This is a genomic window from Neobacillus sp. NPDC093127, assembly GCF_044754175.1.
Classification (GTDB): Bacteria; Bacillota; Bacilli; order Bacillales; family Cytobacillaceae; genus Neobacillus.
The window spans coordinates 434,379-459,724 of the sequence record NZ_JBIVOP010000002.1 but is presented as its reverse complement, the minus strand read 5'-3'; the positions used below and the strand labels follow the sequence as shown (position 1 = coordinate 459,724).

Genomic DNA, 25,346 nt, shown 5'->3' with positions numbered 1-25,346 from the left:
GAAATGAATTATCCGGTATTAGCTCCGGTTTCCCGAAGTTATCCCAGTCTTACAGGCAGGTTGCCCACGTGTTACTCACCCGTCCGCCGCTAACCAATAGGAGCAAGCTCCCAAAGATTCGCTCGACTTGCATGTATTAGGCACGCCGCCAGCGTTCGTCCTGAGCCAGGATCAAACTCTCCAAGAAAGTTGATTAGCTCATTTGTTACGTTGGCTTAGTTTTATAAAAAAACTAAAAAATATTGTTTGTTGACGTTTTTGTTTGTTTAGTTTTCAAAGAACAATGTATTTACCAATCGAAAAACCTTATTGATTTTCCGAAAGCTTGTACTCTCTTTTTTAATTGGTCGCTTTAAAGCGACCTCATTAATTTATCATATCCAACTTCGTAATGTCAACAACTTTTTAAAATTTCTTATTTCGTTGTTTGACTCTCTCGAAGAGGACAAGATTTAATATAACACGAAAAAATAATGATTGCAATATAGTTTTTAAAAGTTTTTCAAAACGTTTATTGCAATCATCTATCATGTTCAGATGAATATCATTTGCATTCAATCCTAAGATTATTATTCCTCCACTATTTTATTTAATTTCACTTTTTTCCTTTCATCAATGACAAATAGCAGAATTCCTCCAATTACAATTAATCCGCCTAGAACTTGGGTCCAAACCACATTTTCGTCTAATAAGAAGTAGGCGAGAAATGCGGCTCCGATTGGCTCGAATAATATCGCCATCGAAATGGTCGAGGTGCTGAGCCACTTTAACGACCAATTGAACAAGGTATGCCCAAGTAAATTTGGGATAAGGGCAAGCAAGATAAAATAGACCCAATCTTGTGTTGGATATGGAAATAATGGTTGACCTGCTGCCAAGGAATAAATTAAAAGCGTTATTGAACTCATAAAATAGACAATAAATGTATATGTAATAAGTGATAGCCTTTTTCGAACATTTTGACCAAACAATAAATAGGCTGTAATGAATGCACAGGCAATAAGGGAAAGTAAATCTCCAATTAATGCATTCCCACTAATTTGGAAGTCTCCCCAGCTAATAATGACACTCCCAGCTACAGCAATGATGCCGCTGATAATCGCCTTACTCGAAAATTTCTCCTTGAAGAAAATATAAGTTCCCACAAACGCAAATAAGGGCTGTAAGGTAACAAGGACTGTCGAACTCGCAACCGACGTGTAGTTTAAGGACTCAAACCACAGGATAAAATGGAATGCCAGTAATATTCCTGCAATTGCAGAAAAAAACCAGTCTTTTCTCGTGATATGGCGAAACTCAGAAACATATTTCGTTAAGAAAAAAGGAAGCATGAATAGGACAGAAAAAAATAAACGGTAAAAAGCAATAACTCCTGATGGAGCTGAACTCAGCTTTACAAAAATGGCCGATGCTGAAACTGAAATCACACCAACCGCCAGCACTGCATAAGGATTAATTTTTGATTCTTCCATGATGAACTCCTTTATACTATAATAATCATTCAGTTTGATTTCATTATTTTACAGGTACCAAATAGTTTTTTCTATAAAAAAACATTATATCAGTAGAATTTGACAATGGACGTGAATTCATATGAATAGTATTGATATTGAAATTTTAATTAAGTTGGGAATCTCTGCTGTTTTCGGATTAATAATCGGTCTAGAACGCGAACTTAAAAGAAAACCAGTCGGCTTAAAGACGAGCCTCGTTATTTCCACTGTAAGCTGCTTACTGACAATTGTTTCAATCGAATCAGCTTATATGTTCCCCGATTCTGACCATGTTAAAATTACAATGGACCCGCTCAGGTTGGCAGCTCAGATTGTATCAGGGATGGGCTTTATAGGTGCGGGAGTCATTCTAAGAAGAGGCAATGACAGCATATCCGGGCTTACGACGGCTGCGATGATCTGGGGAGCGGCAGGAATCGGGATTGCAGTGGGGGCTGGATTTTTTATAGAAGCATTTGCTGGTGTGGCCCTGCTTATTATAAGTGTTGAGCTAATTCCTTATTTAGTGAAGTTCATTGGTCCTAAACAATTAAGGGAAAAAGAAATCATGCTCCAACTCTTTATTAAGGAAAAGATTCAAATCGATAAAGCAATCTCTTTTATTATGGAGAAAAAGTATATTATTCGGAGGATTCGTATTAAGGATTTAGACAATGGCGATCATCTTGTGCAAATATTAGTAGCTGTAGATTATCGGGAAAAAACAACTGATGTATATTTTTTTATTTCAGAATTAGAAGGGGTGCAGAAAGTGGAAGTAGAAAGCATGCGTTAAGTACCAAAAATTTCTTTCTTCTTTTTATAAATTCCCTCTTGCAAGAATAGGTAATTACGGATATAATTTTCCTTGTACCAAACACGGGGGCTTAGCTCAGCTGGGAGAGTGCTTGCATGGCATGCAAGAGGTCAGGGGTTCGATCCCCCTAGTCTCCATACATAACACAAAAAAAGACACGTCATATCAACAATGACGTGTCTTTTTTTGTGTTTCTATCACTTGATACTGATCATTCATAAAAACACTCCTCTATCAATGCAATATATACGCTTACTTACAAGCGAATTCGAGTCCCTAGTCCGTTTTGAATCGCTTTTTCGTAAACATATTTTGCTGTTACAATATCAACAACAGCCAGTCCGACTGACTTAAATATCGTTATTTCTTGGTTGCTCTCTCTTCCGCATCGTTTTCCGCTGACGATTTCCCCTAACTCTGCATAAATATCACTTTCCTTAAAAACCCCCTCGTTAATCGGGATTTGCAAGTCTCCGGTCTCCTCTAAGGCCGCTTCTTTTGATTCCACCACTACTTTATCAGCTGTGGAAATGGCATGGGACGGAAGTTCTTGCATCGAACGTTTGAATGAACCGATTGCATTCACGTGAACACCCGTTTTTAAGATTTCAGTAAAAACGGGCGCAGAAGAGTTTGTTGCCGTGACGATAATATCCGCTTCACGTACTGCTTCATTTGGGTCTGAATATACTTGAACATTCTTATTGAACTTCTTCGTAATGTATTCAGCAAACTCGGCTGCTTTTTGTCTAGTTCGGTTAGAAACGATAATTCTTTCAATATCCCGAACAGCGAGTACGGCTTCAACCAACCCTTCACTTTGTCCCCCAGTGCCAATAACAGATAATGTTTTTGCATCCTCCCGTGCTAAATATTTTGTCGCCACCCCACTTAAGGCACCAGTACGGACCATCGTTAGATAGGACCCTTCTAAAAGTGCAAGCGGCTCTCCTGTTTCAAAGTCTGATAGCATGACAAGTCCGTTTATTGTTTTCTTTCCTATTTTTGGATTGTTTGGTGCCACTGTTACAACTTTTATTCCCCATGTGCCAAGCCTTTCAGCTACCGAGGGCATCACTAATGCTGTATTTTGAGAATCATAGAATGGCAATGCCGCACGGATTGGGGTCACCGTCCTTGACGCCGAAAACTCTTTTAGAGCACTAGCTGCATGTTCAATCACTTCATTCATATCTATTAAACTCTTCTGTTCCTCTGCATTAATCACTAGCATGCTTTCCCATCCCTCTCTGCTTTTCTGGAACTGGGCATTCACTATTGAAAAAACTTAAGCCAATAAAAACCCTTGTTTCAATGGATCTCTTGGATCAATAACAAATTGGTGGAAGCCGGTGATAAATGCCTGGCCCGTCACCTTTGAAACAATGGCTTCAAATTCTCCTACCATTGTCCTCGACAGCACTTCACCAATAAATTGTCCATCAGTAATACACTCATGAACAAAACTATCGCCTTCTTTTATAACTCCTTGCTCTACTAATGTAGCCAGCCTGGCTGATGTCCCTGTTCCGCAAGGGGATCGATCGACTTGCTCATCTGCAAAGATGGTCACATTCCGTAGGTCAGCGCCTTCTCCTTTTGGCTCATCAGAAAATATAACACCATATATTCCTTTTAAATCCTGCTCAAGCGGGTGCTTCACTTCCATATTGCTTTCAATATAGTGTTTGATTTTTCCACCCCATGTTTGTAACTCAGGTAAATCTTTAAAATTTACTTGCAAACCGAATTCTTTACTATTTACTACTGCATAAAAGGCTCCGCCAAAAGCGATATCGACTTGAAATTCATGTCCTTCAATTTTAACTGGAACATCCTTTTTATAAACAAAGGAAGGAACATTTTCAAATGAAACGGATTCCACTTGGTTTCCATTGTATGTTGCATAGGCAATGACCTCTCCGGCGGGGCTGTCTATGACAAACTTTTCTTCGCCAGCTGACATATCAAACATCCCTGTTTCAATCCCATATGTAACAACAGCAACGATTCCATGGCCGCACATGGTGCTCCATCCTTCATTATGCATAAACAATACGCCAAAATCGGCATGCGAACTTGCTGGCGGTGTAATGATACACCCGTACATGCCATGGTGTCCGCGAGGTTCATACATAAGAACCTCGCGTAAATGATCCAAATGCTCCATGCAGTATGCCCGTCTTTCCAATTGAGTGCTGCCTTTTATTTCTGGCAGACCACCGGTAATAATCCGTAATGGTTCACCGTAAACATGCATATCAACTGTCGTGAACATTTTACTGAAATTCATATTCTTTCCTCCTCTGGATTTTGCTTATTCACGCTTTATAAAATTGATTTAACCTAAAAGTATGATGTCTTCAGTTGCGTAAGTATTTATGCTCTTGAAACGACCGTTAAGCCCGCTAAAATGTCTTTAAGTTTTTGATCTTCCTCAGGTGTCAATCCTAAACGCGGATACCGGGAGGGTCCTCCTGCATGGCCATTTAACTCCATCGCACGTTTAACAATTTGCACATATTTCCCTGACCCTTCAAGGAATGTACATAGCGGTAAAATGCTATTATTGAGCGCCCATGCCTGTTCTAGCTCACCATTTTGAAAATGGTTGAACATGTCTGTCACGAGCTTTGGTACAATGTTCCCCGCGACGGAAATCCAGCCTGTTGCCCCGACCAAATAGGACTCCATGACCAAATCTTCTGAGCCGCAGAAAACTTCAAAATCGCCTTTCCCATCTCTTGCTAAATCTCGTGCTTTGCGGATATCGCCGCTTGATTCTTTAATATGTGTGACTCTTTCACACTCTTTTCCAATTTTAAGCATCAGCTCTGTGCTCATATCGACACCGGATGTAAACGGATTATTGTAAAGCATAATCGGCACATTCACGGCATTAGAAACTTCTTTAAAGTGGAAGAAAATTTCTTCTTCCTTCGGTTTGCAATAGTAAGAGTTAATAATCAGGGCACAATCAGCACCGTGTGCTTCAGCTTGTTTCGTGTACTCAATGGTTTCTTTCGTTGTTTCCGCAGCTGTTCCAACAATTACTGGAATACGGCCGTTAACTTCCTTCATAACCAATTCAACTATCTGATACCTTTCTTCTTTTGATAAACTCACGAATTCTCCGGTACTGCCGTTGATCACAATCCCTGCGACGCCTTGATTCACGAAATAGTTCACATTATTTTTCACTCCGGCCCAGTCAATCTCCTGCGCCTCATTCATGGGTGTAATCAAAACGGGATATGCTCCTTTAATTGTTGTCATGTTCATCCCCTCCTCAAAGTTTTTATATCAGATTAGTATTTTTCTAATTTAATAGAATCCAATTTTAAAAATTATTTTAATAAAAACCCAGCTGCTAAAGGATCTGTCGGATCTAATACAAATGTTTGTAAACCTGTAATGAAACCACGGCTTGTCACGGTAAACTGATAACCATTCTCTGTTTTTTCAGCAACTTTTGCTGCCAAGCGGCTTTCGAAAATACTTTCATTCACAAGTCCTTGCTCTGAACGCAATGCTCCCTTAGCTAGTAAACTTGTATAACACGCGAGCGTTGGTCCAAAGCCAGGTGAACGAACGATAAATTGATCCTCTCGGAACGTAATTGATTTAATTCGCCCCACATCTAATGCAGAATCATCTAGTAAAATGGCTGCTTGTACCTGGACCTCTGAATCAAGTGCCTGAAACACCGTACGTGCCCAGCTTTTTAATTCAGATAGGTCCTCCACCCGAATCTCTACAGGAAGATTGCGCTTCTCAAACACTGCATAGACTAAGTCCGCTTGCACGAGGGAAAACTTTGTGTTTAAACGTGAATGTGCGAGCGGGACATCTTGTTGGATCACTTGACACGGATCGCTTTCCAGCTTTACAGAAACGACTTCTTCCTCTGCGACGATGGCGGTAATGGAGATCACACCGGTGACCGTTTCGATTTTGTATTCACCTGTTTCATTTGTTTGCAAATGACCGCATTCTAATAAAACCGTAATCACAGCGACGATGCCGCCGTAATGAACAGGGACCGTTCCCTCATGGTTAAAAAAGAGCACTGCTGCATCTGCTTCCGGGCTAATCGGCGGAAGGACGAGGCAGCCATTTAATCCAGCGAACCCACGAGGCTCATTTAATAATAGGTTTTTCTCCTCTTCATACATTTTCGGAAACTTTTCATACAGCTGCTCCAGGCTCTGATAATGGATAAATGGTACATTATGAATAATGCGGAACGCCTCGCCGGCTACATGGACATCCGTTGTTGAGTACACTTTTTGAATCTTCATTTCACGTCCTCCGTTTCATGTTCCATCGGGGGAATGAGCAGAAACCCTTCTTTAAGCGGATCTTCCTTATGGTAAAAGAACCGGTGCATGCCCATTAGCCAAGCGGATCCGGCAATTTTTGTCACCACTGCCTCTACACCTTCCACATTGGTAGTTTCAAGGATGGATCCTCTAAATAACGAGCCGACAATACTTTCATGAACAAATTCTTCGCCGAGGGCAATTTTTTGATTGGCATAAAGCACAGCTAGTTTGGCAGACGTGCCGGTTCCACACGGTGAACGATCAATTCCCCCTGGAGGGACAATAACTGTATTTTTCACGTCGGCATCCTTATGTGTTGGGTTGGTATAAAATTCAACATGGGTGAGCCCGCGAATGAATGGATATTTAGGGTGAACAACCTCTGTTTTTTCATTAATTGTGTTTCGGATGGTGATAGCTTTTTCGATAATAAGCGAAGCATTCTCTGGTATTAATTCCAGCCCGACCGATTTAGCATCAATGATCGCATAAAAATTTCCGCCGTAGGCAATATCTGCATCCACTTGTCCAATCCCTTCGACGTCAACGGAAACACTTTTTAAAAGAAAAGCAGGAACATTGCAAAAGGACACCTCTTTCGCTTTGCCTCCTTCTACAGCAATTTCTACTTCCACAAGCCCAGCAGGTGTATCCAATTTTAACGAAGTGACTGGCTCTTGAACGGTGATTAGTCCTGACTCTACTAAAGCCGTGCATACACCAATTGTGTCATGACCGCACATTGGCAAATAGCCTCCTGTTTCTATGTAAATCACACCGATGTCCGCTTCCGGATGACATGGGTTCGTGAGCAAAGCTCCAGACATGACATCATGGCCGCGCGGTTCGTTCATTAATAGTTTGCGAATCCAGTCATACTCCTCTTTCATATAAAGCATTTTTTCAGACATCGTTTCTCCCACTAATTCCGGGAGACCGCTAATGACCGTCCTTGTCGGATTCCCGCCTGTATGTGTATCAATCGTTGTAAATACTTTCTGTGCCTTCACCCTGTTATCACCCTTTCTTTAAAACGTTCAAAACGAAGAGGTTCAATCGGTATCGAAGTTTCTTTCTCATTAATCAGTTCTTCGATAATTTTCCCTGTCACGGCTGCTAAGCTAATTCCATCCCCTTCATGACCTGCGGCAATGTAATAATTTGGGATGCCCTCGACGCGGGAAATGATTGGCAAATGGTCTTCTGTCCATGGCCTTAAGCCTGCATACGAACGAATCACCATCATATCCGCCATTTTCGGATAAAAGCGGATGGCACGATTAGCAATGCATTTGATGACCTCATTGTTTACCTTTGTGTTCAAGCCGACAAATTCCCGGCTGCTTCCAATCAAAAAGTTCTGACTTTCCGTTGGTTCGAAAACAAGGGCTACTCCATATTTTTCCGTTATTGGGTCGACACGGCGCACCCCGCCGAATTTAGAAATCAAGTAACCAAATTCCATCACTTTGCGGGATCCGACATGCTGCTGCCTTGAAGCTACGATAATATGTCCTTTTCTTGGTTCGATCGGTATCGAAAGGTCAAGCATCTCTCCGATTCTTGGTGCCCATACCCCAGCTGCATTGACGACATGGTCGGCGGTAAACACTCCGTTTGACGTATCGACAGTAAATGTGCCATTTTCTTCTTTTTTCACTTGCTTTACTTCGGTTTGCTTCCACGCCTTTGCTCCTTGTTTTTTCGCTTCCTCTAGGAGCGTAAAAGCAAGCAGATAGGGATTGACTGTTGAATCTGTCGCGCATTCCAATCCCCCTAACAAGTCATCTGCAAAGTAAGGAGATTCCTGGCGGATATCCTGGCGGTCGAGCATTCTGAATGGAAGGCCGGCAGCTTTCTGGCGGTCGACCCAGCGTTTGGCCGCTTCCATCTCTTCATCTGACTCGCAAACAAGAATGCTTCCCGGGGCCCTATACTCAAAAGAGTTTCCCAAGTCTTTGCTCCATTCATCTACTAAACGCTGGCTGAACAAAGACATCTGACTGTCAAAGCCAGGATCTTTATCAATCGCCAAAATATTCCCGTCACAACGTGAAGACGTGCCGCTGACAAATTCCCCTTTTTCAATGATGGTTACATCTCTGCCATACTTAGAAGCATAATAGGCAATCGAACAGCCAATAATCCCCCCGCCAATGACTAAAACGTCACAATGCCTCACGTACCTTCCTCCATTCGATTGATTGTCTTCTTTTTAAGGATGCAATTTGTGTGCCAAACCAAAATCATTATGCGGTTTATTGAATTGTATAAATATTTTAATTTTTTTAATATATTATGTATAATTATTTTTACAGTGTTCAGAAATTTTTACACATATGGAGGATATTATGGCATTTTCATTACCGCCGGTAAAAGTAATAATGAAACGTTGGAAACCATCGCTTGAAGACCTGATTATTGAACAGACAAATGGAGAATTTTTTTATCGACATTCCAAAAAGGCAGCAGCCATTCCCTGCAAAGTTATCAAGGAGGACGATTCCTTCGATACTCTGATTCATTCCTTTAATCGCCATGATGCGGTTGTTATTCTTGATAACCTCGGCCTTCCTGCCGGCTGTATAACTGCTCCGCAAATGGTCGATTTCCTTTATAATGCCTTCAAACAATTAGAGGCATTTTATGAAGCAGTCATTCAAACAACGGATGCCTCCATTACGGTCATTGATGATCATGCACGAGTACGCACATGGACTGAAGGTGCGGAAAAACTTTTCTCGGTCAAAAGACAAGACATCATCGGTCAACATATTTCCGAATTTTTCGATCCCAATAAACTTGAAATCCTGCAAACACTGGATAATGGAAAACGAATTACAGGCCAGTACCATCGGCCCCGGTCAGATTTGTTTGTTTTAATTAACTCTAACCCGATTTACTATAACAACCGGATTATCGGTGCAGTCGTTTCAGAAACAGATGTCACCAATCAAGTCGTACTCAACGAAAAATTATTTAACATGTCCGCCGAAATGCACCGTTTAGAACAAGAAGTAGCCAAATATAAGGACTCAACTGATCCGTTTCATTCCATCAAAGGGAAAAGTGCTTCCATTCAAAGAACGGTTCATCTGGCTAGAAAAGTGTGTTCGGTTAAATCAACCGTGCTGATATTAGGTGAAAGCGGTGTTGGAAAAGAAGTGTTTGCCAAGGCCATTCATGAAGCGAGCGAAGAGCCGAAAGCTCCGTTTATTTCAATTAATTGCGGTGCCATACCCGCTTCATTATTTGAAAGTGAGTTATTGGGATATGAGCGCGGCGCCTTCTCCGGTGCCGATATAAAAGGGAAAAAGGGAAAAATAGAACTGGCAAAAGGAGGGACGTTGTTTCTTGATGAAGTTGGCGAAATGCCGCTTGAAATGCAGGTAAAGCTGCTGCGAGTGTTGCAGGAGCGGAAATATTACCGCGTTGGCGGTGAAAAAGAAATCATTGCCGATTTTCGGGTGATTGCTGCTACGAACCGTGATTTGCATGAATTAATGCAAGAAGGCCGCTTCCGGGAAGATTTATATTATCGCTTAAATGTCGTCAGTCTCCACATTCCACCTTTAAGAGAGCGGCACGAAGATATTATCGAATTGACCCATTTCTTTTTAAATGATTTTTCACGACGCTATCAACGCCCGATTTATGAATTTTCACCAGATGTCATGCAGGAACTGCTCCGTTATCATTGGCCAGGTAACATTCGGGAACTTCGCAATATTACTGAACGGCTCGTTGTCTTTGCGACTGATGGAGTAATTAAAAAAGATTATTTACCGTTTTCCACAAGCAGCCTAAGCCTTGAAAACAACGGGATGATTTCATCCAATACGCCAGAAGAAAAGGATGATACCATTTTATCGCTGCAGGAAGAAATGGACCAGCACGAGAAAAAAGTAATCGAAAGAGCGTTGAAGATTGTCGACGGGAACAAAATGGAATGTGCTAAACATCTTGGCATCACAAGGGCCACCTTATACAATCGATTGAAACGTCTCGGGATAGATTAATCCTTCTCCCCTCAAAGTTGGTACGATTATTGCATAATAATTTTATATAAGAAAAATTAGAGGGGGAAAAGGGATTGGCAAACATGGGGGATATTGTTATTTGCCGTTGTGAAGAAGTTACTTATGGACACCTTCAAGCAACAGCAGAAGAACATAACTGCACAGCGAGAGAATTAAAATTAAGAACGAGGGCGGGAATGGGCTTTTGCGGCGGTCGGACATGCAGGCCCTCATTGGACAGGATCCTGGAAAGTGTCAACCCTGCCATAGCTCCAGGTGAAATTCCGTTAAAATATCAGCCCCCGATTCGTCCGGTGACATTTGGAACGGTAGGTGAAAATCAATGACTAGAATAATAGACCATCCAATCTTAGGGAAACTAGATGACCGGGAGATTATTACCTTTCAGTTTGATGGCAATACATATGAGGCATATGAAAATGAAACGATTGCAGCCGCACTTTTAGCAAATGGGATTAGAAAACTGCGGGCTCACGAAGGATCCGGCACACCTCGGGGGATTTATTGCAATATCGGCCACTGCATGGAATGCCGTGTAACGGTTAATGATCAAGCAAACGTAAGAGCCTGCCTAACGGTTGTGAAAAAAAACATGGTTGTTGAAAGCGGCAAGCAGCATCCAAACATTGTCAAAAGGCTGGTGGAGCAGCAATGAGTGATGTAATTGTAATCGGCGGCGGACCGGCAGGATTAGCAGGTGCCATTGCCTGTGCCAAATCGGGGCTTAATGTATCCGTCGTTGATGAATTTATCAAGCCAGGCGGCAGAATGCTTGGGCAGCTTCATCAAGAGCCTTCTGGTGAATGGTGGAATGGAATCAAAGAATCAGAACGCCTTCTTCAGGAAGCGAGGAAATTATCAGTCGACATCCGGTGCGGGGTTTCTGTTTACAATTTAGAAAAAGAAAACCAGCTCTGGAATGTGTACACGAATCAAGGAACACTGACTGCCCCTTTTGTGTTAGTGGCCACTGGTGCGGCTGAATATCCAATCCCCCTCCCTGGCTGGACTCTTCCCGGTGTGATGTCGATTGGGGCTGCACAGGTAATGACAAATGTTCACCGCGTTCAGGTTGGTAAAAAAGGGATCATTATCGGGGCGAATATTTTAGCCTTTGCGATATTAAATGAATTACAACTGGCCGGAATAACAGTCGATCGCATCGTTCTACCTGAAAGAAACCAGATCAGTCAAACAGCAGGCGAGCCAGAAGAAGTCATGAAATCACTCTTAAATGCAGCCCACCTTGCCCCATCACCGCTATTACGGATCGGAAGCCGTTTCATGAGAAGAGACTGGATAAGAAAAATCGGTTTGCACTTTTATCCTAAAAATGGTGTGAAGATAAATGGTACGGCACTCCAACTTCGCAAAGCAGCCATTGAAATCATCGGTAAGGATCACGTAGAAGGGGTCCGACTAGCCGATATTGATGCGAATGGTACGATTATTCCTAGTTCTGAAACGATTTACGAGGCAGACTTCGTTTGTATCGCAGGGGGCTTGTACCCGCTCGCAGAACTGACCGCAATCGCCGGATGCCCGTTTCAATACATTCCGGAACTTGGCGGACATGTTCCCCATCATTCAGAAACGATGGAAACCCCTCTTGAAGGGCTTTTTGTTGCCGGCAATATTACCGGTATCGAGAGCGGAAAAATTGCCATGGCCCAAGGAACAACCGCTGGCCTATCCATTGCCAAACACGCCGGAAAAGGAGCAGGCATCATCGACGAGCAGCTACAGCAAGCTGTAAAAAACGTCCGTACAGTAAGGCAGCATGCTGCCATTCAATTTAATCCCGAAATCGACCGCGGCAGAAGCAGGATGAACCAGCTTTGGGAAGACCTTTATGTGAATAACAATGGAGAAGGCTCCCAGCAAAGGTTCGGATAAATTAATAATCAACAGCTAGAACGGAGGGCACTGAAAATCTTGTGAATTTTGAAGCGTCTTTTTATTCTTGAGGTATCTATCTGATTAAAAGAACTCTGTTGATTGGAACGGAAGGCGGCGAAGACTCCTGCGGGAGTACGGGGCTGGTGAGACCCCGCAGGCGCTAGCGCCGAGGAGGCTCACCGGCACGCCCGCGGAAAGCGAAGCCGCCTGGAGTGGAAATCAACAGACAATTTAGACACACAATATAAATTCAAGGGACTTTTTCAGTGCCCTCCTAGAACGACGCCGGTTTTTTATAGTAAAAAGGTCACATTAAAAGTACCTAGTACAGAAAAATATTATCAGAATATTATATACTTTCAGAAATGAATCTATTAATATATTTCATGAAGATGAACAACAATGATTTCTCTCCATAGAACAAAAGACAATCAATTAGGATGGTCATTATGATTGACGGTTATCAGCTAACTCTCTTTACTGAGCAGTGAAACCCCTTTCTTTTGGACAGCCTTTTCGATAAGGAGGTGAGACAATCGTAACTGCTATACCTGTATATTGGTAAGAATATACCGTGTGAACTGGTTTAAAAGTGCCATTTTAAAAAAGTTATCAAGGGGGATTAAAATGAGAAAATATTCATTTATTGCGTTAGGTCTTATGCTTGTACTGTCACTTTTTTTAAGTGCTTGTTCTAGTAAAACTGGCTCTGGAGATAATGCAAGCGGAGATGAGATTTTAGTAGGGGTCCTTCTGCCTGTAACAGGAAATAATGCTACAGACGGGAAAGACATGTTGAATGCAATGAAAATGGCAGTTGAAAAGATTAATAGCGACGGCGGTGTTTTGAAGAAGAAAATTAAACTAGAAGTGGCTGATGATGGCTGTGATCCGCAAATGGCCACTACCGCAGCAAACAAGCTAGTTTCTAAGAAAGTAGTTGCTATTGTCGGTGGGTATTGCTCGGGGTCGACATTGCCGGCATCAGGTGTTTTCCATAATGCAAAAATCCCGATGATTGTAGCCGCAGCCAATTCATCAGAATTACCTAAACAAGGGTATGACACTTTATTTTTAATAAACGGACTTGTCCCTGACCAGACTAAAACAGGTGCTGATTATTTTAAGGATAAGGGGGCTAAAAACATTGCGATTATCCATGATAACTCTGCCTATGCGAAGGATATGGCGGATTTCGCCAAAAAATCAGTTGAAGAAAATGGCGGAAAGATCATTGCCTTCGAAGCCATCAATCCCGAAGAAAAAGATTTTGGTTCACTGATGACAAAGTTAAAGTCACTCAAACCTGACGGAACCTATTTTACAGGATATTATGCAGCCGGCGGCCTAATGTTAAAGCAATTTAAACAAAAGGGTGTTTCAGGTTCGTTTATGGTCGGTGATGGAAGTTACTCACCGGATATTATCGATATTGCCGGTTCTGAAGCAGCGAATGATCTGTTAGTAACCGCAACACCAACAGCTAATTTCATTCCGGGAGCAGAAGAATTCGTCAATAATTATAAAAGTAAATACAACTTGTCCCCTGGTCCATTTTCCGCCCTTTCCTACAACGGTATGAACCTTTTAGTTGATGCCATAAAAAGAGCGGATTCCACAGACAAGGATAAGATTAAAAAGGCATTAAAAGAGACAAAAGCATTCGAAGGAATTGGACAAGTCATTGAATTTAGTGACCAAAACACGTTAAATCAATCAAACTTCCACGTAATGAAAGTGGTTGGTGGAGAATTCACCTTAGAAAAATAGAGTTGATCCCTCGTTGGAGCTGTTTAACACATTGATTTAAACAGCTCCAATGATATTCATTCTTTTACAAGCAAATACAGCAGAAGAGAGTGATAAAATTATGGAAGTTTTTTTACAAATTTTCTTCGATGGACTTGTTATCGGTGCTTTTTACAGTTTAATTGCTTTAGGATATACGATGGTATACGGAATTATCAAACTGCTAAACTTTGCCCATGGTGATTTTTATATGCTCGGTGCTTTTATAGGTTATGCACTACTTTCCTTTTTTACTGGAGACGGCGGGCTAAATGCCGGCTTACTAGGTATTGGAGCTGTTTTTATCGTCACCATGATTATTGTTGGCCTCGCCGGAATGGGTGTGGAAAGAATTGCTTATCGTCCCCTGCTCACGGCCCCAAGGCTTTCTATCCTTATTACCGCAATCGGAGTCTCATTATCATTAGAGTATGCTTCCATGATTGGATGGGGAGCTTCTTATAAGGTATACCCGATTAAATTACCTAAAAATGGATTAGAAATTATCGGTGCGCAAATCTCGTTTGCTCAAATCGGGTTGATTGTCCTATCTGCCCTTTTGATGATTGGGCTTCGACTTTTTATTGAAAAAACCATATATGGGAAGGCAATGCGTGCTATCGCCTTGGATCAGGCAGCTTGCAGCTTAATGGGAATAAATGTTTATCGGATTATTTCTCTTACCTTCTTTATCGGTGCCTTTTTGGCTGCAGGAGCAGGAATCATGTCGGGAGTTTATTACGGAACCATTAATTTTATGATGGGCTTCATCATTGGATTGAAAGCGTTCACTGCCGCTGTTTTAGGTGGGATTGGAAATATTACCGGTGCCATGATAGGCGGTATAGTCCTTGGGATTGTTGAATCCTATGGTACATATTACTTGGGTGGTTCGTGGAAGGATGTATTAGCGTTCGGGATTCTCATTTTATTCTTAGTTTTTAAACCGACAGGAATACTTGGTGCAAAAGAAATGGAGCGGATGTAAGTATGAAAAAATATAAGAAGCATTCTCTTTTGCTGCTAGTCATCGTCATGTTCATTCTACCACTCCTTCTAGATATTTATTGGCTTGATGTCTTAACACTCGTTCTATTTTATGTCGTCCTCACACAAGGATTAAATATAGTAGTAGGCTATACAGGTCTGCTCGACTTGGGCTATGCCGCATTCTTTGCCGTTGGTGCCTATACGACAGCGATATTAATGACCACTTTCCATTGGTCCTTCTGGTTAACACTTCCTGTCGCTGCACTGTTTGCTGCCATCGCTGGGATCATTGTTGGCACACCAACACTAAGACTAAGAAGTGATTATTTAGCCATTGTTACCCTTGGCTTCGGTGAAATCGTGCGAATATTAGCGATAAATTTAGATATTACAGGATCAGCATCAGGGATTTATGGGATCCCTAGACCAACCATTGGAAGTTACGTGCTGTCATCGCAACAAGATTTTTATTATTTAATTTTGATTATCGCCATCCTATCTGTTTTGGTTGTCTATCGATTAGGCCATTCAAGAATTGGTCGTGCATGGGTATATATTCGCGAAGATGAAGACGCCGCTGAAGCGATGGGAATCAACCGCATTCGCCTTAAATTATTATCCTATGCAACAGGCGCTGTCATTGGCAGTTTAGCCGGATCAATATTTGCGGTAAAAATGAGTGCCATCGCACCATTAAGCTTTAGCTTTCTACAATCGGTGATGATTCTCCTTGCTGTTGTATTAGGCGGACTAGGCAGTATTCCCGGTGTTGTGATTGGTGCTGCATTAGTCATTGTCCTCCCTGAAGTTCTGCGCGGGGCAGAAGATTGGCGTTATTTAATATTCGGTGTGGCCTTAGTCATTATGATGATATTCCGTCCTCAAGGGATATTACCGAAAAAATATGAAACAGAGGATCGTTCCGACCCTGAAGAGGAAACGAATGATAAAAACCACTCGATATCTGTTTAATTTTATCTATTAACTCCATAGGGGGTATCGCATGTCTATTTTAACTGTGAAGAATCTAAAACTTCAATTCGGAGGATTACTTGCCGTTAATGATTTGTCTTTTACTGTTGAAAAAAACACTATTTCCAGCATCATCGGGCCAAATGGCGCTGGAAAAACATCGGTGTTTAATATGATTACTGGATTTTATCGGCCAACAAGCGGAGAGATTGAATTAGACGGTACTAGTTTGATAAATAAAAAACCTAGTCAAATAACAAAATTAGGAATGGCCCGTACATTTCAGAACCTGCGCTTATTTCCTAACCTTTCCGCATTAGATAATGTAAAGTCAGGGATGCATTGCCGAACAAAAGAAGCAGTCTGGGGAGCATTATTCCATACAAAGAGCCAAAAAGAAGAAGAAAGATTAATAGAGGAAGTGGCGCAGGAGTGCATTGATTTTGTTGGGGTACGCAAATATATGAAAAGATCAGCAAAAAATTTGCCTTATGGTGCCCAACGTTATTTGGAAATTGCCCGTGCCTTAGCCACAAAACCGAAAATATTACTTCTGGATGAGCCGGCTGCTGGCTTAAACTTTGAAGAGAAGCAATACTTAATTCAGCTTATTCGGCGGATTCGCGATGAATTCCATATTACCGTGCTAATGATTGAACATGATATGGGGTTGATCAAGGAAATCTCTGAACATATCACTGTCATTGATTATGGTTGTAAAATTGCTGAAGGAACCCCTGATGAGGTGCTGAACAACGAAAAGGTTATTGAAGCGTACTTAGGAAAGGAGGATGTGATATGAAGTCCTTGTTAAAACTGACGAATGTAAATTCCTACTATGGAAAAATTCGTGCGTTAAATAATCTAAGTTTGGAAATAAACGAGGGAGAAATAGTCGCCTTACTTGGCAGCAACGGAGCGGGTAAAAGTACGACACTTAAAACGATTTCCGGGCTTATTAAACCAAAATCTGGCGAAATAGAATGGAACGGGCAAAGTTTGGTCGGTGTTCCCCCACATAAAATTGTGGAATCAGGGATTATTCATGTGCCTGAAGGCCGACGAATCTTCGGGGGACTAACCATCACAGAGAACCTGGAATTAGGTGCCTTTACCTTCAGAAAGAACAAGAAATGGGTGAAAGAAGGAATCGAACGCTCTTTTGATCTGTTCCCTCGATTAAAGGAACGGGCGAAACAGCCAGCCGGTACGCTTAGCGGCGGTGAACAGCAAATGCTTGCCATCAGCCGCGGTCTCATGGGCGACCCGAAGCTTCTGATGCTGGATGAGCCCTCGATGGGACTGGCCCCTATCATTGTTCAAGAGATTATGAGAATTATCAAGGAGATCAACAAACAAGGAACAACCATTTTGTTAATCGAGCAAAATGCAAAGGCTGCACTAAGGTTGGCGAACAGAGGTTATTTAATAGAAATAGGAAATATCATCTTGCACGATACAGCCGATGTCTTACGTGAGGACGATAAGATTATTAAAGCATATTTAGGTGCCTAACCACGTTTTGGCCGTTTTTGATAAACATTTTATCAAAAGCGGTTTTTTCATTCCAATATTAAAAAAATGTTCTCTAGAACATACCGCTCTCTACTTCTCCGAATCATAGCCATTAGAATAGGTCTTTTGAAGCATTTACCTTTTTTTCCAATTTTCTCTTGCAAATTTAATTATCTTACTACTATAATTATTAACAAAATATATTTATAAAATTCCAAAAAATCAGCATTCAAGGAGGTGAGTGAAAAAAATAAACATATTTTGCCGCAAACTAGTTTTTTCCTCAGCAAATGACCAATCAGCATTGTCTTTTTACCTAAGAAATTGAACAAAGGGTTTTATACGGGAGGGGGAGCTTCCACTGGAGGCACGAAAAACAAAGACTAATTCCGAAAGCGATTACAGTTCCATTGTTCAATCACCATCTTTTCAAGCATTACTTTCTGAAAAGAAAAAGTTTATTATCCCGGTCACGATTTTCTTTTTTTGCTTCTATTTTGCCTTACCTATATTAACTTCCTATTCCACCGTGTTAAATCACAAGTTTATCGGCAGTATTACCTGGGCTTGGGTTTTTGCCTTCATGCAGTTTGTTATGACCTGGGGATTGTGCATGCTTTACTCCAAAAAAGCGGCTAAATTTGATGAACTAGCAAACCAGGTTGTTGAAGAAAGGGGAATTCGCTGATGAACACTCCTGCTTTTATCATGTTTCTTGGAATCGTTTTAGTAACGTTAATCATTACATACTACGCTTCTAAAAAAACGAAAAATGCAAGTGAATTTTACACGGCCGGCGGGGGGCTGACGGGCTGGCAAAATGGACTAGCCATCGCCGGAGATTATATGTCGGCCGCTTCCTTCCTCGGAATTGCCGGTGCAGTCGCCCTAACGGGTTTTGATGGCTTCTTTTATAGTATTGGATTCTTGGTCGCCTATCTTGTTGTTCTTTATTTAGTAGCTGAACCCCTAAGGAACCTTGGAAAATATACATTTGCCGATATGATTGCCTCACGTTTTGATGCGAAAAAGGTCCGTGGTTTTGCGGCCATGAACACGGTTACGATTTCTATTTTTTATATGATTGCCCAACTTGTCGGGGCTGGTGCACTAATTAAATTATTATTAGGTTTAAGCTATACCACATCCGTTTTAATCGTTGGCGTACTGATGACTGTTTATGTTATCTTTGGCGGAATGCATGCAACGAGCTGGGTGCAGATCATTAAGGCAGTCCTTCTAATGGGAGGAACCTTAATCATCTCGATTATTGTGTTTTCCAAATTCAACTGGAGTATCACCGATATGTTTGCCCAAATGAAAACAGCGACACCATTAAAGGAATCCTTCTTAAATCCTGGTGTTAAATACAAAGATGGCCTTGATACGATTTCGTTAAACATGGGACTAGTCCTTGGAACAGCTGGTCTTCCCCACATTCTTGTCCGTTTCTTTACTGTAAAGGATGCGAAAACAGCTCGTTCATCTGTTGTGTATGCTACATGGGTCATTGGGATCTTTTACGTTATGACCATTTTCCTCGGCTTCGGCGCAGCTGCATTTGTCGGTAATAGTTCAATTGTAGCGGCAAATCCAGCAGGAAACATGGCGGCACCATTGTTAGCGAAGGCTCTTGGAGGCGACATGCTGTTTGCGTTTATTTCAGCAGTAGCATTTGCAACGATTCTAGCAGTTGTGGCAGGACTTGTACTTACAGCGGCTTCTGCATTTGCTCATGATTTCTATAATGAAATCCTCCGGAAAGGAAAAGCAACAGAAAAGCAGCAGGTTAGTATGGCGCGCTGGGCCGCAATTGGGGTATCTGTTATTTCTATTATTCTAGCATTAGGTGCGCAATCACTAAATGTTGCCTTCCTTGTATCGCTTGCCTTTGCTGTTGCAGCAAGTGCGAACTTACCGGTTATTATCTACACAATCTATTGGAAACGTTTTAATACAGCAGGCGCCGTATGGGCCATGGTGGTAGGGCTTATTTCTGCAATCGGCTTGGTTGCCATCGGCCCGAGTGTGATTAGTCCGGAAGCAGGAAAAGCGATTTTTGTTGGGAATCCAATCTTCCCATATACGACTCCGGGAATTCTTTCCATACCGCTCGGATTCCTTGCTGGATACCTTGGAACCCTCTTCTCTAGTCAAAAAGCGGATGTAAAGAAATACGAAGAAGTATTAGTAAAGTCCAATACAGGAATTGGCTTGGCTAATAATCGATAAAGAAAGGCGGGACTGAAAATTTTTTCAGTCCCGCTTTTCTTTATCATTTTGGATAACTTCGTTTCGTTTTACCGCTTGATTTACGAGCCTCTTCCCGTTTATTTTTGGGAGGTGCTCCTATAGTAGTTTTGTTGCTTCTTGTATCTGGACCAGCCTTGGTTCCCCTTTTTTGCCCGCTTCTATTCCCATTCGGGTTCGAATGCTTTCGATTCCTCGATCCGCTTTTTTGATTTTCCCTCGCTGTACCTCGTTTATCACTCTTACTATTAGGTAGTCCACCGCGCGAATTGTCTTCGCTCTCCTCAGAATTTCCTGTGTACTGCTTTTCAATGGTAATATGCAGTTCTTTTTCAATCATAGTGAGAACCGGTACATTTGCTGAGGTATATAATGTAATCGCGATTCCGGTCATTCCCGCTCTGCCCGTTCTTCCGATACGGTGAATATAGCTTTCCGCATCCTCAGGAATATCATAATTAAACACATGGGTAACCCCTTCAACATCAAGCCCCCTGGCAGCAACATCAGTTGCGACCAATAATTGGGTCTCGGCATCTCTAAAGCGTTTCATCGCCTGTTCTCTTTTAGCCTGTGACAAATCGCCATGCAATTCATCACAGGGAAAACCGTGGGCTTTGAGCGCATCATAAAGTTTGCTTACCCTGCGTTTTGTCCGGCAAAAAATTACCGCTAAAAACGGCCGATGCGTTTCAACTAAGTGAATGAGCGCTGCTTGCTTTCCGCGGTCAGTTGTATGAATGGCAAGCTGTTTGACATTGTCTGCTGGGCCTTGTGTTTTTTCCACCTGAATGTATTCCGGTGCACGCATATGCTTTTTGGCTAATTGGCGGATTTCCGGCGGCATCGTTGCCGAGAACAGCATTGTTTGTCGTTCAGCAGGTGTTTCCCTAATAATATCTTCCACTTCACCAAGAAAGCCAATATGAAGCATTTGATCTGCTTCATCTAAAACAAGGAAGGATATTTCTGATAATCGAACTGTTTCCCTTCTTATGTGATCTAACAGCCTGCCAGGTGTTCCAACGACAATTTGCGGGTTCCTTTTTAGCCTTTTTAACTGTTTCGCCACATCCTGCCCGCCATAGACAGCCAAAACATCAATCCCCTGCATATCCGCAATTAGCTTTTCAAATTCCTCTGTGATTTGCAAGGCTAATTCTCGTGTAGGCGTCACGATGAGTGCTTGAACATGTGCTGCTTCCGGGTCTATTTTTTCAAGAATTGGCAGGATAAAGGCAAATGTCTTCCCTGTTCCTGTTTGCGCCTGGGCAATAATATCGCTCCCTTTCATCACAAACGGAATCGCTTGTTCTTGGATTGGTGTTGGTTTAGCAATTCCGTGGCCGCGTAATTTATCTGCTACTGCTTCTGAAATACCTAATGATAAAAAATCTGACAAACATACCCCTACTTTCACATTTCCTATCCACTAATATTGCTTGTTTATCGTCCAAATTGCAAATATCAATCTATTTAATGGAAAAGGAGTAATGCAGAAACATCACTCCTTCGCAATATTAAGCTATTACCGCCGCTTTCACCCATTGATTTTCAACAGGAATTCCGGCATCCACTAATCCTCCTATACCAAAACCATTTCCCGCAGCTTCTTCGCTGCTTCGGCCATAACCTTTAATTTTTCAAAAGCAATCTTGTCACTATTCATTGGCCGCTGCGCAAACGTTCCAAAGCCGCAATCAGGATTTAAGAAAATTTTTTCATCCGCAATATATTTTCTCGCTTCCTGGACCCGTTCAACGATTGCTTCCACCGTTTCAACCGTTTCCGTCCTTGGGTTGACGATGCCAAATCCGAGCTCTTTTCCAGCAAAATCTCGAATCGCATCAAGCTCCCCTGCTCGAGGTGTCGCATATTCAAGTATTAGCTGGTCGACATTTACATTCGCCAGATAAGGGATTAACGGATAATAGGGACCGCGCAGCAGCACCTGTTCTTGCGTGCTCCAATTGCCGCGGCAGACATGAACACCGATTCTTGAACCCCTGGCTAACATCCCGTCTGTTACCTGATTCATTAAATCCAGTGCAAACTCAATTTCTTCTTCGGCATCCGCCTTAGCGGTCAATGCGCCGCACATAAATGTCCGATTGGCGTTTTTTTGTGTAAAAACAAGCTCCGTTAATACCGGCTCATCGAATTGAATAAAATCAACTCCAGCCGCAATTAACTCTTCCAGTTCTTCCCGTAAAACTTTAACAATATCGACAGCCAAATCCTCTTTCGTCGGGTAAGCGTCTTTCGATAACCCTTCTACCCACATAGCTCTTGTTAACAGATAAGGACCTGGCAGCATGACCTTAATCGCTTTATCAGTATGTTTCTTTAAAAATAAATAGTCATTCAATGCAAGCGGTTTTTTACGGCTGATTTTTCCTGCTGCAGCCGGGTTTGACATTGAGAATGCCGGAACGTCTAGTGTTCCGAGGATTTCTTCAAAGCTTGCTTTATCTTCGACATATTCAAGGAGCTCTGATACCATCAACATCCGGACATTGTGTAAATGTTCGGCTACAAAGGAGATAAAATTATCGCGGCGCTGTTCGCCGTCAGAGACAATATCAATACCTGCATCCTCCTGCCATTTCAAGCACTGCAACACGGCCTCATCCGCAATTGACTGAAACTCTTCTTCACTTATTCTTCCGGCCCGCTTGTCACGCATTGCCTTTTTCACTTCCACTGACCTCGGCCAGCTGCCAATCACTGTCGTTGGAAAGGTTGGTAAATTCACGATTGTTAAGACCCCCTTAAAACACTATTGAGAGTTTAATTTCAATATTTACGGCTTTTTTAAGAGTTTGGTAGATTGGTGACCGCTTAAGCGTATTTTCCCATAATTCTTCAAGATCAGCTTCTGATTCAGGTGATGATACATAAAACGTCCCCGTAATCTGCTCGAGTTTCGGGCTGCCTTCATCTTCTAATTCCAGATGAAACAACACATTATCCAAGCCGCCTTTTAAAGCAAGCTCAAGATTATCAATCTCTAGATTCCGCTTGGAGGCTTGGGCTTTAAAACCAACTGTCAAACAAGAGGCAAGTGAGGCGAGCAGATAATCAATCGCACTTGGTGCATTGACCTTTGGACTAAAATCAGCCGGCTGCCCCGCTAAAAAAGTATGGTTTCTTGAATGGACTTTTGCAGAGAGATCTTTTTCCCCACGAACACGCACACTCCATTGATAACCTTTTGCTGCTTGTAAATCCTGCTCTAATTCTGCTTGAGCGGAACCTTTTCTAATAAAATATCGGGTGGTATTATCACCGGGCTTGGAGCCGAGAAATCCATGCTCAACCATACGACACCACGCTGGCAGGTCCTCAGCCACTGTTCGTTCCCGGCTGCGGACTTCAAGGATCTGACCATCCGAAAGAGGATCCATTGCTTTTTTAATAATCAATAGCAAACCTGAACCACAATCTAAATCTCCGCCATCACAGACCGCATGAGCTGTTTCCATGTTATTCACCTGATTTTAGTAAGTAATCGAAGCTGCACCCTGGCTTAGGAACTCAACTAATTTTGCTCCGCCAACAATCGTTGCACCTTCTACTAAATTTTCTTCATCTAACTCCCGCTTTTTATAGCATGGGCTGCACACCCAAAGAACTCCGCCAGCTTCGACAAATTGGTCCATTAACTGCTTTAATGGCGCAAAACCTACTTCGTGAATGTCATCAGCATACCCTTTTGATGCAAGGTAAGCGCCTTCAACATTTAAAAAAACAACCGTATCTTGTCCTGATGCGACCGCAGCGTTAGCAACAACAAACCCAACTGTTGCTTTGTCAGGATCATTCTTTGCATTTGTTAAACTTACTAAAAATTTGCCAGCCATATTTCATTCCTCCATTTTTTGTTTTTTATGTAAAAGGCCTTGTTTAGCCTTTTTCAATATAGTAATGACTTGTTTTGCCATCGTCCTTACGTTCAAGAAGTGTGTGTGTTTGCATTCTGCACCATGCCGGCAGGTCCTCTCTTGCACCGGGGTCATAGGATATCACTTTGATAATTTGTCCGCGTTCCATCTTTTTCATGGTTAGGAACAAATTCATTATTAGCTCACCGCACCCAGTTGGTCCTGCATCATAAAGTAAATCTGCTTCATATGACATACATTTCTCTCCCTTCGGCAAATCTGTCAATAACTCTTCAAATAGATGAGTCACTTTTATTATAGAAAAGTGGTACGATTAAATAAATTCAATTTATCTATTTTACCAATCACTATTAATCGAGTATATGAATAATTAAGGAGAAGATTCCGATGGATTTGCACCAACTCTACGTTTTTACAAAGGTGGTTGAGCATAAGAGCTTTTCTAAGGCAGCAGAGGATATTTTTTTAAGTCAATCAACCGTAAGCTCTCACATTCACGGATTGGAAAAAATGCTGGGCATAAGGCTTTTTGACCGTGTTGGCAGGGAAAGCATTCTTACACCACAAGGGGAACGGTTATATCAATGGGCACTTAAACTATTGCTAATTAAAGACCAGGCATTACTCGATTTAAAGCAGGGGATGACGGAGCTTCGGGGAATGGTTAAAATAGCAGCAAGTTCCGTTCCAGGGCAGTTTATCATTCCAAAAATGGTTAAACAATTTCGCCAGGAGTATCCTGAAGTTTTGTTTCATATTAACCAATCTTCCTCAAAAATTGTTGCCGAAAAAGTGCTAAACGGATCTGTTGATATCGGGATCTTAGGCGAAAAATATGAGGATGATAAACTTCACTATATTCCCTTATTAAAAGAAAGATTAGTGCTAATTACTTCAAATCAGGTTCAATTATCCGGGGGAACCGTCAACATCCAGGATATAGTGGACCACCCTTTTATCATGAGAAATTCTAATTCTGGAACAAATGCAATTCTTGAAAGATTCTTGAAAAAGAATAACATTGCTAAGGACAAATTAAATATTATTGCCTATATCGAGGATGGCCAGAGTTTAATTCAGTTTGTGATGCAGGATGTCGGGATCTCGATTATTTCGGAAATAGCCGCGAGAGGATATGCTGCTAAGGACATGCTAAAAATGTATGATATTAATGGATTTCATGATGAAAGGTATTTTTATCTGGTTTACAACGTTAACAAAACACAATCACTTCTTTCAAAGCTATTTATAGAAAGTGCAGGCGTGTTAATTTAGCTTTTCAATTTAATGGATGCGAATAAGCGACAGTTGCAAGTTGATCTTACGGTGTCAGGCACCGCTCTGGATTTGGC

The 25,346-nt window shown here is 41.8% G+C and carries 25 protein-coding genes, 1 tRNA gene and 1 rRNA gene; 14 read left to right on the top strand and 13 right to left on the bottom strand.

The window, feature by feature from the left end; all coding sequences use genetic code 11:
• Both ACIQCO_RS05415 and ACIQCO_RS05410 read right to left on the bottom strand, forming a co-directional pair.
• Positions 1-187 (bottom strand): 16S ribosomal RNA (locus ACIQCO_RS05415); the annotation flags it as partial.
• A gap of 382 nt (positions 188-569) precedes the next feature.
• Positions 570-1,472, bottom strand: a complete 903-nt coding sequence (locus ACIQCO_RS05410; protein ID WP_400426566.1) for a DMT family transporter — start codon at positions 1,470-1,472, stop codon at positions 570-572.
• A 121-nt stretch (positions 1,473-1,593) separates the two neighbouring features.
• On the opposite strand from ACIQCO_RS05410, the gene ACIQCO_RS05405 reads away from it, so the two are divergent.
• A complete protein-coding gene (locus tag ACIQCO_RS05405; RefSeq protein WP_400426565.1) occupies positions 1,594-2,289 on the top strand; it encodes an MgtC/SapB family protein in 696 nt (231 codons plus the stop codon).
• An 85-nt stretch (positions 2,290-2,374) separates the two neighbouring features.
• A tRNA-Ala gene (locus tag ACIQCO_RS05400) sits at positions 2,375-2,447 on the top strand.
• A 119-nt stretch (positions 2,448-2,566) separates the two neighbouring features.
• Here the strand turns inward: ACIQCO_RS05400 and ACIQCO_RS05395 are convergent.
• The 6 genes from ACIQCO_RS05395 to ACIQCO_RS05370 form a co-directional block, all read right to left on the bottom strand.
• Complete coding sequence (locus ACIQCO_RS05395) at positions 2,567-3,544, bottom strand: ornithine cyclodeaminase family protein (RefSeq protein ID WP_400426564.1); 978 nt, start codon at positions 3,542-3,544, stop codon at positions 2,567-2,569.
• Between the two features lie 54 nt (positions 3,545-3,598).
• The gene (locus ACIQCO_RS05390; protein WP_400426563.1) at positions 3,599-4,603 is read right to left on the bottom strand and encodes a proline racemase family protein; all 1,005 of its coding nucleotides are present in this window, start codon (positions 4,601-4,603) and stop codon (positions 3,599-3,601) included.
• A gap of 86 nt (positions 4,604-4,689) precedes the next feature.
• Positions 4,690-5,586, bottom strand: coding sequence for a 4-hydroxy-tetrahydrodipicolinate synthase (gene dapA, locus ACIQCO_RS05385; protein WP_400426561.1), 897 nt, complete (start codon positions 5,584-5,586; stop codon positions 4,690-4,692).
• A gap of 71 nt (positions 5,587-5,657) precedes the next feature.
• Complete coding sequence (locus tag ACIQCO_RS05380) at positions 5,658-6,611, bottom strand: proline racemase family protein (RefSeq protein ID WP_400426560.1); 954 nt, start codon at positions 6,609-6,611, stop codon at positions 5,658-5,660.
• Positions 6,608-7,645, bottom strand: a complete 1,038-nt coding sequence (locus ACIQCO_RS05375) for a proline racemase family protein (RefSeq protein ID WP_400426559.1) — start codon at positions 7,643-7,645, stop codon at positions 6,608-6,610. The genes ACIQCO_RS05380 and ACIQCO_RS05375 overlap by 4 nt, the downstream gene beginning before the upstream one ends.
• Complete coding sequence (locus ACIQCO_RS05370) at positions 7,642-8,817, bottom strand: NAD(P)/FAD-dependent oxidoreductase (RefSeq protein ID WP_400426557.1); 1,176 nt, start codon at positions 8,815-8,817, stop codon at positions 7,642-7,644. Before ACIQCO_RS05370 ends, ACIQCO_RS05375 begins: the two co-directional genes overlap by 4 nt.
• Before the next feature lie 169 nt (positions 8,818-8,986).
• Between ACIQCO_RS05370 and ACIQCO_RS05365 the strand changes: the two genes are divergently transcribed.
• The 11 genes from ACIQCO_RS05365 (at position 8,987) to ACIQCO_RS05315 (ending at position 20,071) form a co-directional block, all read left to right on the top strand.
• A complete protein-coding gene (locus ACIQCO_RS05365) occupies positions 8,987-10,654 on the top strand; it encodes a sigma-54 interaction domain-containing protein (protein ID WP_400426556.1) in 1,668 nt (555 codons plus the stop codon).
• A gap of 83 nt (positions 10,655-10,737) precedes the next feature.
• On the top strand, positions 10,738-11,001 hold the full coding sequence (locus ACIQCO_RS05360; RefSeq protein WP_400426591.1) for a (2Fe-2S)-binding protein: 264 nt from the start codon (positions 10,738-10,740) through the stop codon (positions 10,999-11,001).
• Positions 10,998-11,330 (top strand): (2Fe-2S)-binding protein, encoded by a 333-nt coding sequence (locus tag ACIQCO_RS05355; protein ID WP_066091158.1) that lies wholly within the window; start codon positions 10,998-11,000, stop codon positions 11,328-11,330. Before ACIQCO_RS05360 ends, ACIQCO_RS05355 begins: the two co-directional genes overlap by 4 nt.
• Positions 11,327-12,571 (top strand): NAD(P)/FAD-dependent oxidoreductase, encoded by a 1,245-nt coding sequence (locus tag ACIQCO_RS05350; RefSeq protein WP_400426554.1) that lies wholly within the window; start codon positions 11,327-11,329, stop codon positions 12,569-12,571. Before ACIQCO_RS05355 ends, ACIQCO_RS05350 begins: the two co-directional genes overlap by 4 nt.
• A gap of 630 nt (positions 12,572-13,201) precedes the next feature.
• Positions 13,202-14,344 carry a branched-chain amino acid ABC transporter substrate-binding protein gene (locus ACIQCO_RS05345; RefSeq protein ID WP_400426552.1) on the top strand — a complete coding sequence of 381 codons (1,143 nt, stop codon included), beginning with the start codon at positions 13,202-13,204 and terminating at the stop codon, positions 14,342-14,344.
• A 100-nt stretch (positions 14,345-14,444) separates the two neighbouring features.
• On the top strand, positions 14,445-15,350 hold the full coding sequence (locus ACIQCO_RS05340) for a branched-chain amino acid ABC transporter permease (protein ID WP_400426590.1): 906 nt from the start codon (positions 14,445-14,447) through the stop codon (positions 15,348-15,350).
• Positions 15,351-15,352: 2 nt separating this feature from the next.
• Complete coding sequence (locus tag ACIQCO_RS05335) at positions 15,353-16,324, top strand: branched-chain amino acid ABC transporter permease (RefSeq protein ID WP_400426551.1); 972 nt, start codon at positions 15,353-15,355, stop codon at positions 16,322-16,324.
• Positions 16,325-16,355: 31 nt separating this feature from the next.
• A complete protein-coding gene (locus tag ACIQCO_RS05330) occupies positions 16,356-17,126 on the top strand; it encodes an ABC transporter ATP-binding protein (protein WP_400426550.1) in 771 nt (256 codons plus the stop codon).
• A complete protein-coding gene (locus tag ACIQCO_RS05325) occupies positions 17,123-17,839 on the top strand; it encodes an ABC transporter ATP-binding protein (RefSeq protein ID WP_066091168.1) in 717 nt (238 codons plus the stop codon). Before ACIQCO_RS05330 ends, ACIQCO_RS05325 begins: the two co-directional genes overlap by 4 nt.
• Before the next feature lie 361 nt (positions 17,840-18,200).
• Complete coding sequence (locus ACIQCO_RS05320; RefSeq protein WP_400426589.1) at positions 18,201-18,527, top strand: DUF485 domain-containing protein; 327 nt, start codon at positions 18,201-18,203, stop codon at positions 18,525-18,527.
• Positions 18,527-20,071 (top strand): solute symporter family protein, encoded by a 1,545-nt coding sequence (locus ACIQCO_RS05315; RefSeq protein WP_400426548.1) that lies wholly within the window; start codon positions 18,527-18,529, stop codon positions 20,069-20,071. Before ACIQCO_RS05320 ends, ACIQCO_RS05315 begins: the two co-directional genes overlap by 1 nt.
• Before the next feature lie 43 nt (positions 20,072-20,114).
• Here the strand turns inward: ACIQCO_RS05315 and ACIQCO_RS05310 are convergent, their stop codons facing one another.
• From ACIQCO_RS05310 to ACIQCO_RS05290, 5 genes are all read right to left on the bottom strand, one after another.
• A complete protein-coding gene (locus tag ACIQCO_RS05310; protein WP_400426547.1) occupies positions 20,115-21,491 on the bottom strand; it encodes a DEAD/DEAH box helicase in 1,377 nt (458 codons plus the stop codon).
• A 183-nt stretch (positions 21,492-21,674) separates the two neighbouring features.
• Positions 21,675-22,844: a vitamin-B12 independent methionine synthase gene (locus ACIQCO_RS05305; protein ID WP_400426546.1), complete on the bottom strand. Its 1,170-nt coding sequence runs from the start codon at positions 22,842-22,844 to the stop codon at positions 21,675-21,677.
• A gap of 16 nt (positions 22,845-22,860) precedes the next feature.
• Positions 22,861-23,574 (bottom strand): sulfurtransferase TusA family protein, encoded by a 714-nt coding sequence (locus ACIQCO_RS05300; protein WP_400426545.1) that lies wholly within the window; start codon positions 23,572-23,574, stop codon positions 22,861-22,863.
• A 15-nt stretch (positions 23,575-23,589) separates the two neighbouring features.
• The gene (locus tag ACIQCO_RS05295; protein ID WP_400426543.1) at positions 23,590-23,952 is read right to left on the bottom strand and encodes a DsrE family protein; all 363 of its coding nucleotides are present in this window, start codon (positions 23,950-23,952) and stop codon (positions 23,590-23,592) included.
• Positions 23,953-23,995: 43 nt separating this feature from the next.
• Complete coding sequence (locus tag ACIQCO_RS05290; protein WP_400426542.1) at positions 23,996-24,229, bottom strand: sulfurtransferase TusA family protein; 234 nt, start codon at positions 24,227-24,229, stop codon at positions 23,996-23,998.
• Between the two features lie 152 nt (positions 24,230-24,381).
• Between ACIQCO_RS05290 and ACIQCO_RS05285 the strand changes: the two genes are divergently transcribed.
• Positions 24,382-25,269, top strand: coding sequence for a selenium metabolism-associated LysR family transcriptional regulator (locus ACIQCO_RS05285; protein WP_400426540.1), 888 nt, complete (start codon positions 24,382-24,384; stop codon positions 25,267-25,269).
• Positions 25,270-25,346: the final 77 nt, after the last annotated feature.

Excerpts from the sequence above, each read along its gene's own strand:
- ACIQCO_RS05290 (WP_400426542.1), bottom strand. The coding sequence starts at position 24,229 with ATGTCATATGAAGCAGATTTACTTTATGATGCAGGACCAACTGGGTGC.
- ACIQCO_RS05325 (WP_066091168.1), top strand. The coding sequence starts at position 17,123 with ATGAAGTCCTTGTTAAAACTGACGAATGTAAATTCCTACTATGGAAAA.
- ACIQCO_RS05405 (WP_400426565.1), top strand. The coding sequence starts at position 1,594 with ATGAATAGTATTGATATTGAAATTTTAATTAAGTTGGGAATCTCTGCT.
- ACIQCO_RS05340 (WP_400426590.1), top strand. The coding sequence starts at position 14,445 with ATGGAAGTTTTTTTACAAATTTTCTTCGATGGACTTGTTATCGGTGCT.
- ACIQCO_RS05390 (WP_400426563.1), bottom strand. The coding sequence starts at position 4,603 with ATGAATTTCAGTAAAATGTTCACGACAGTTGATATGCATGTTTACGGT.
- ACIQCO_RS05365 (WP_400426556.1), top strand. The coding sequence starts at position 8,987 with ATGGCATTTTCATTACCGCCGGTAAAAGTAATAATGAAACGTTGGAAA.
- ACIQCO_RS05345 (WP_400426552.1), top strand. The coding sequence starts at position 13,202 with ATGAGAAAATATTCATTTATTGCGTTAGGTCTTATGCTTGTACTGTCA.
- ACIQCO_RS05335 (WP_400426551.1), top strand. The coding sequence starts at position 15,353 with ATGAAAAAATATAAGAAGCATTCTCTTTTGCTGCTAGTCATCGTCATG.
- ACIQCO_RS05285 (WP_400426540.1), top strand. The coding sequence starts at position 24,382 with ATGGATTTGCACCAACTCTACGTTTTTACAAAGGTGGTTGAGCATAAG.
- dapA (WP_400426561.1), bottom strand. The coding sequence starts at position 5,586 with ATGACAACAATTAAAGGAGCATATCCCGTTTTGATTACACCCATGAAT.
- ACIQCO_RS05355 (WP_066091158.1), top strand. The coding sequence starts at position 10,998 with ATGACTAGAATAATAGACCATCCAATCTTAGGGAAACTAGATGACCGG.
- ACIQCO_RS05395 (WP_400426564.1), bottom strand. The coding sequence starts at position 3,544 with ATGCTAGTGATTAATGCAGAGGAACAGAAGAGTTTAATAGATATGAAT.
- ACIQCO_RS05360 (WP_400426591.1), top strand. The coding sequence starts at position 10,738 with ATGGGGGATATTGTTATTTGCCGTTGTGAAGAAGTTACTTATGGACAC.
- ACIQCO_RS05350 (WP_400426554.1), top strand. The coding sequence starts at position 11,327 with ATGAGTGATGTAATTGTAATCGGCGGCGGACCGGCAGGATTAGCAGGT.
- ACIQCO_RS05330 (WP_400426550.1), top strand. The coding sequence starts at position 16,356 with ATGTCTATTTTAACTGTGAAGAATCTAAAACTTCAATTCGGAGGATTA.
- ACIQCO_RS05300 (WP_400426545.1), bottom strand. The coding sequence starts at position 23,574 with ATGGAAACAGCTCATGCGGTCTGTGATGGCGGAGATTTAGATTGTGGT.
- ACIQCO_RS05315 (WP_400426548.1), top strand. The coding sequence starts at position 18,527 with ATGAACACTCCTGCTTTTATCATGTTTCTTGGAATCGTTTTAGTAACG.
- ACIQCO_RS05410 (WP_400426566.1), bottom strand. The coding sequence starts at position 1,472 with ATGGAAGAATCAAAAATTAATCCTTATGCAGTGCTGGCGGTTGGTGTG.
- ACIQCO_RS05380 (WP_400426560.1), bottom strand. The coding sequence starts at position 6,611 with ATGAAGATTCAAAAAGTGTACTCAACAACGGATGTCCATGTAGCCGGC.
- ACIQCO_RS05295 (WP_400426543.1), bottom strand. The coding sequence starts at position 23,952 with ATGGCTGGCAAATTTTTAGTAAGTTTAACAAATGCAAAGAATGATCCT.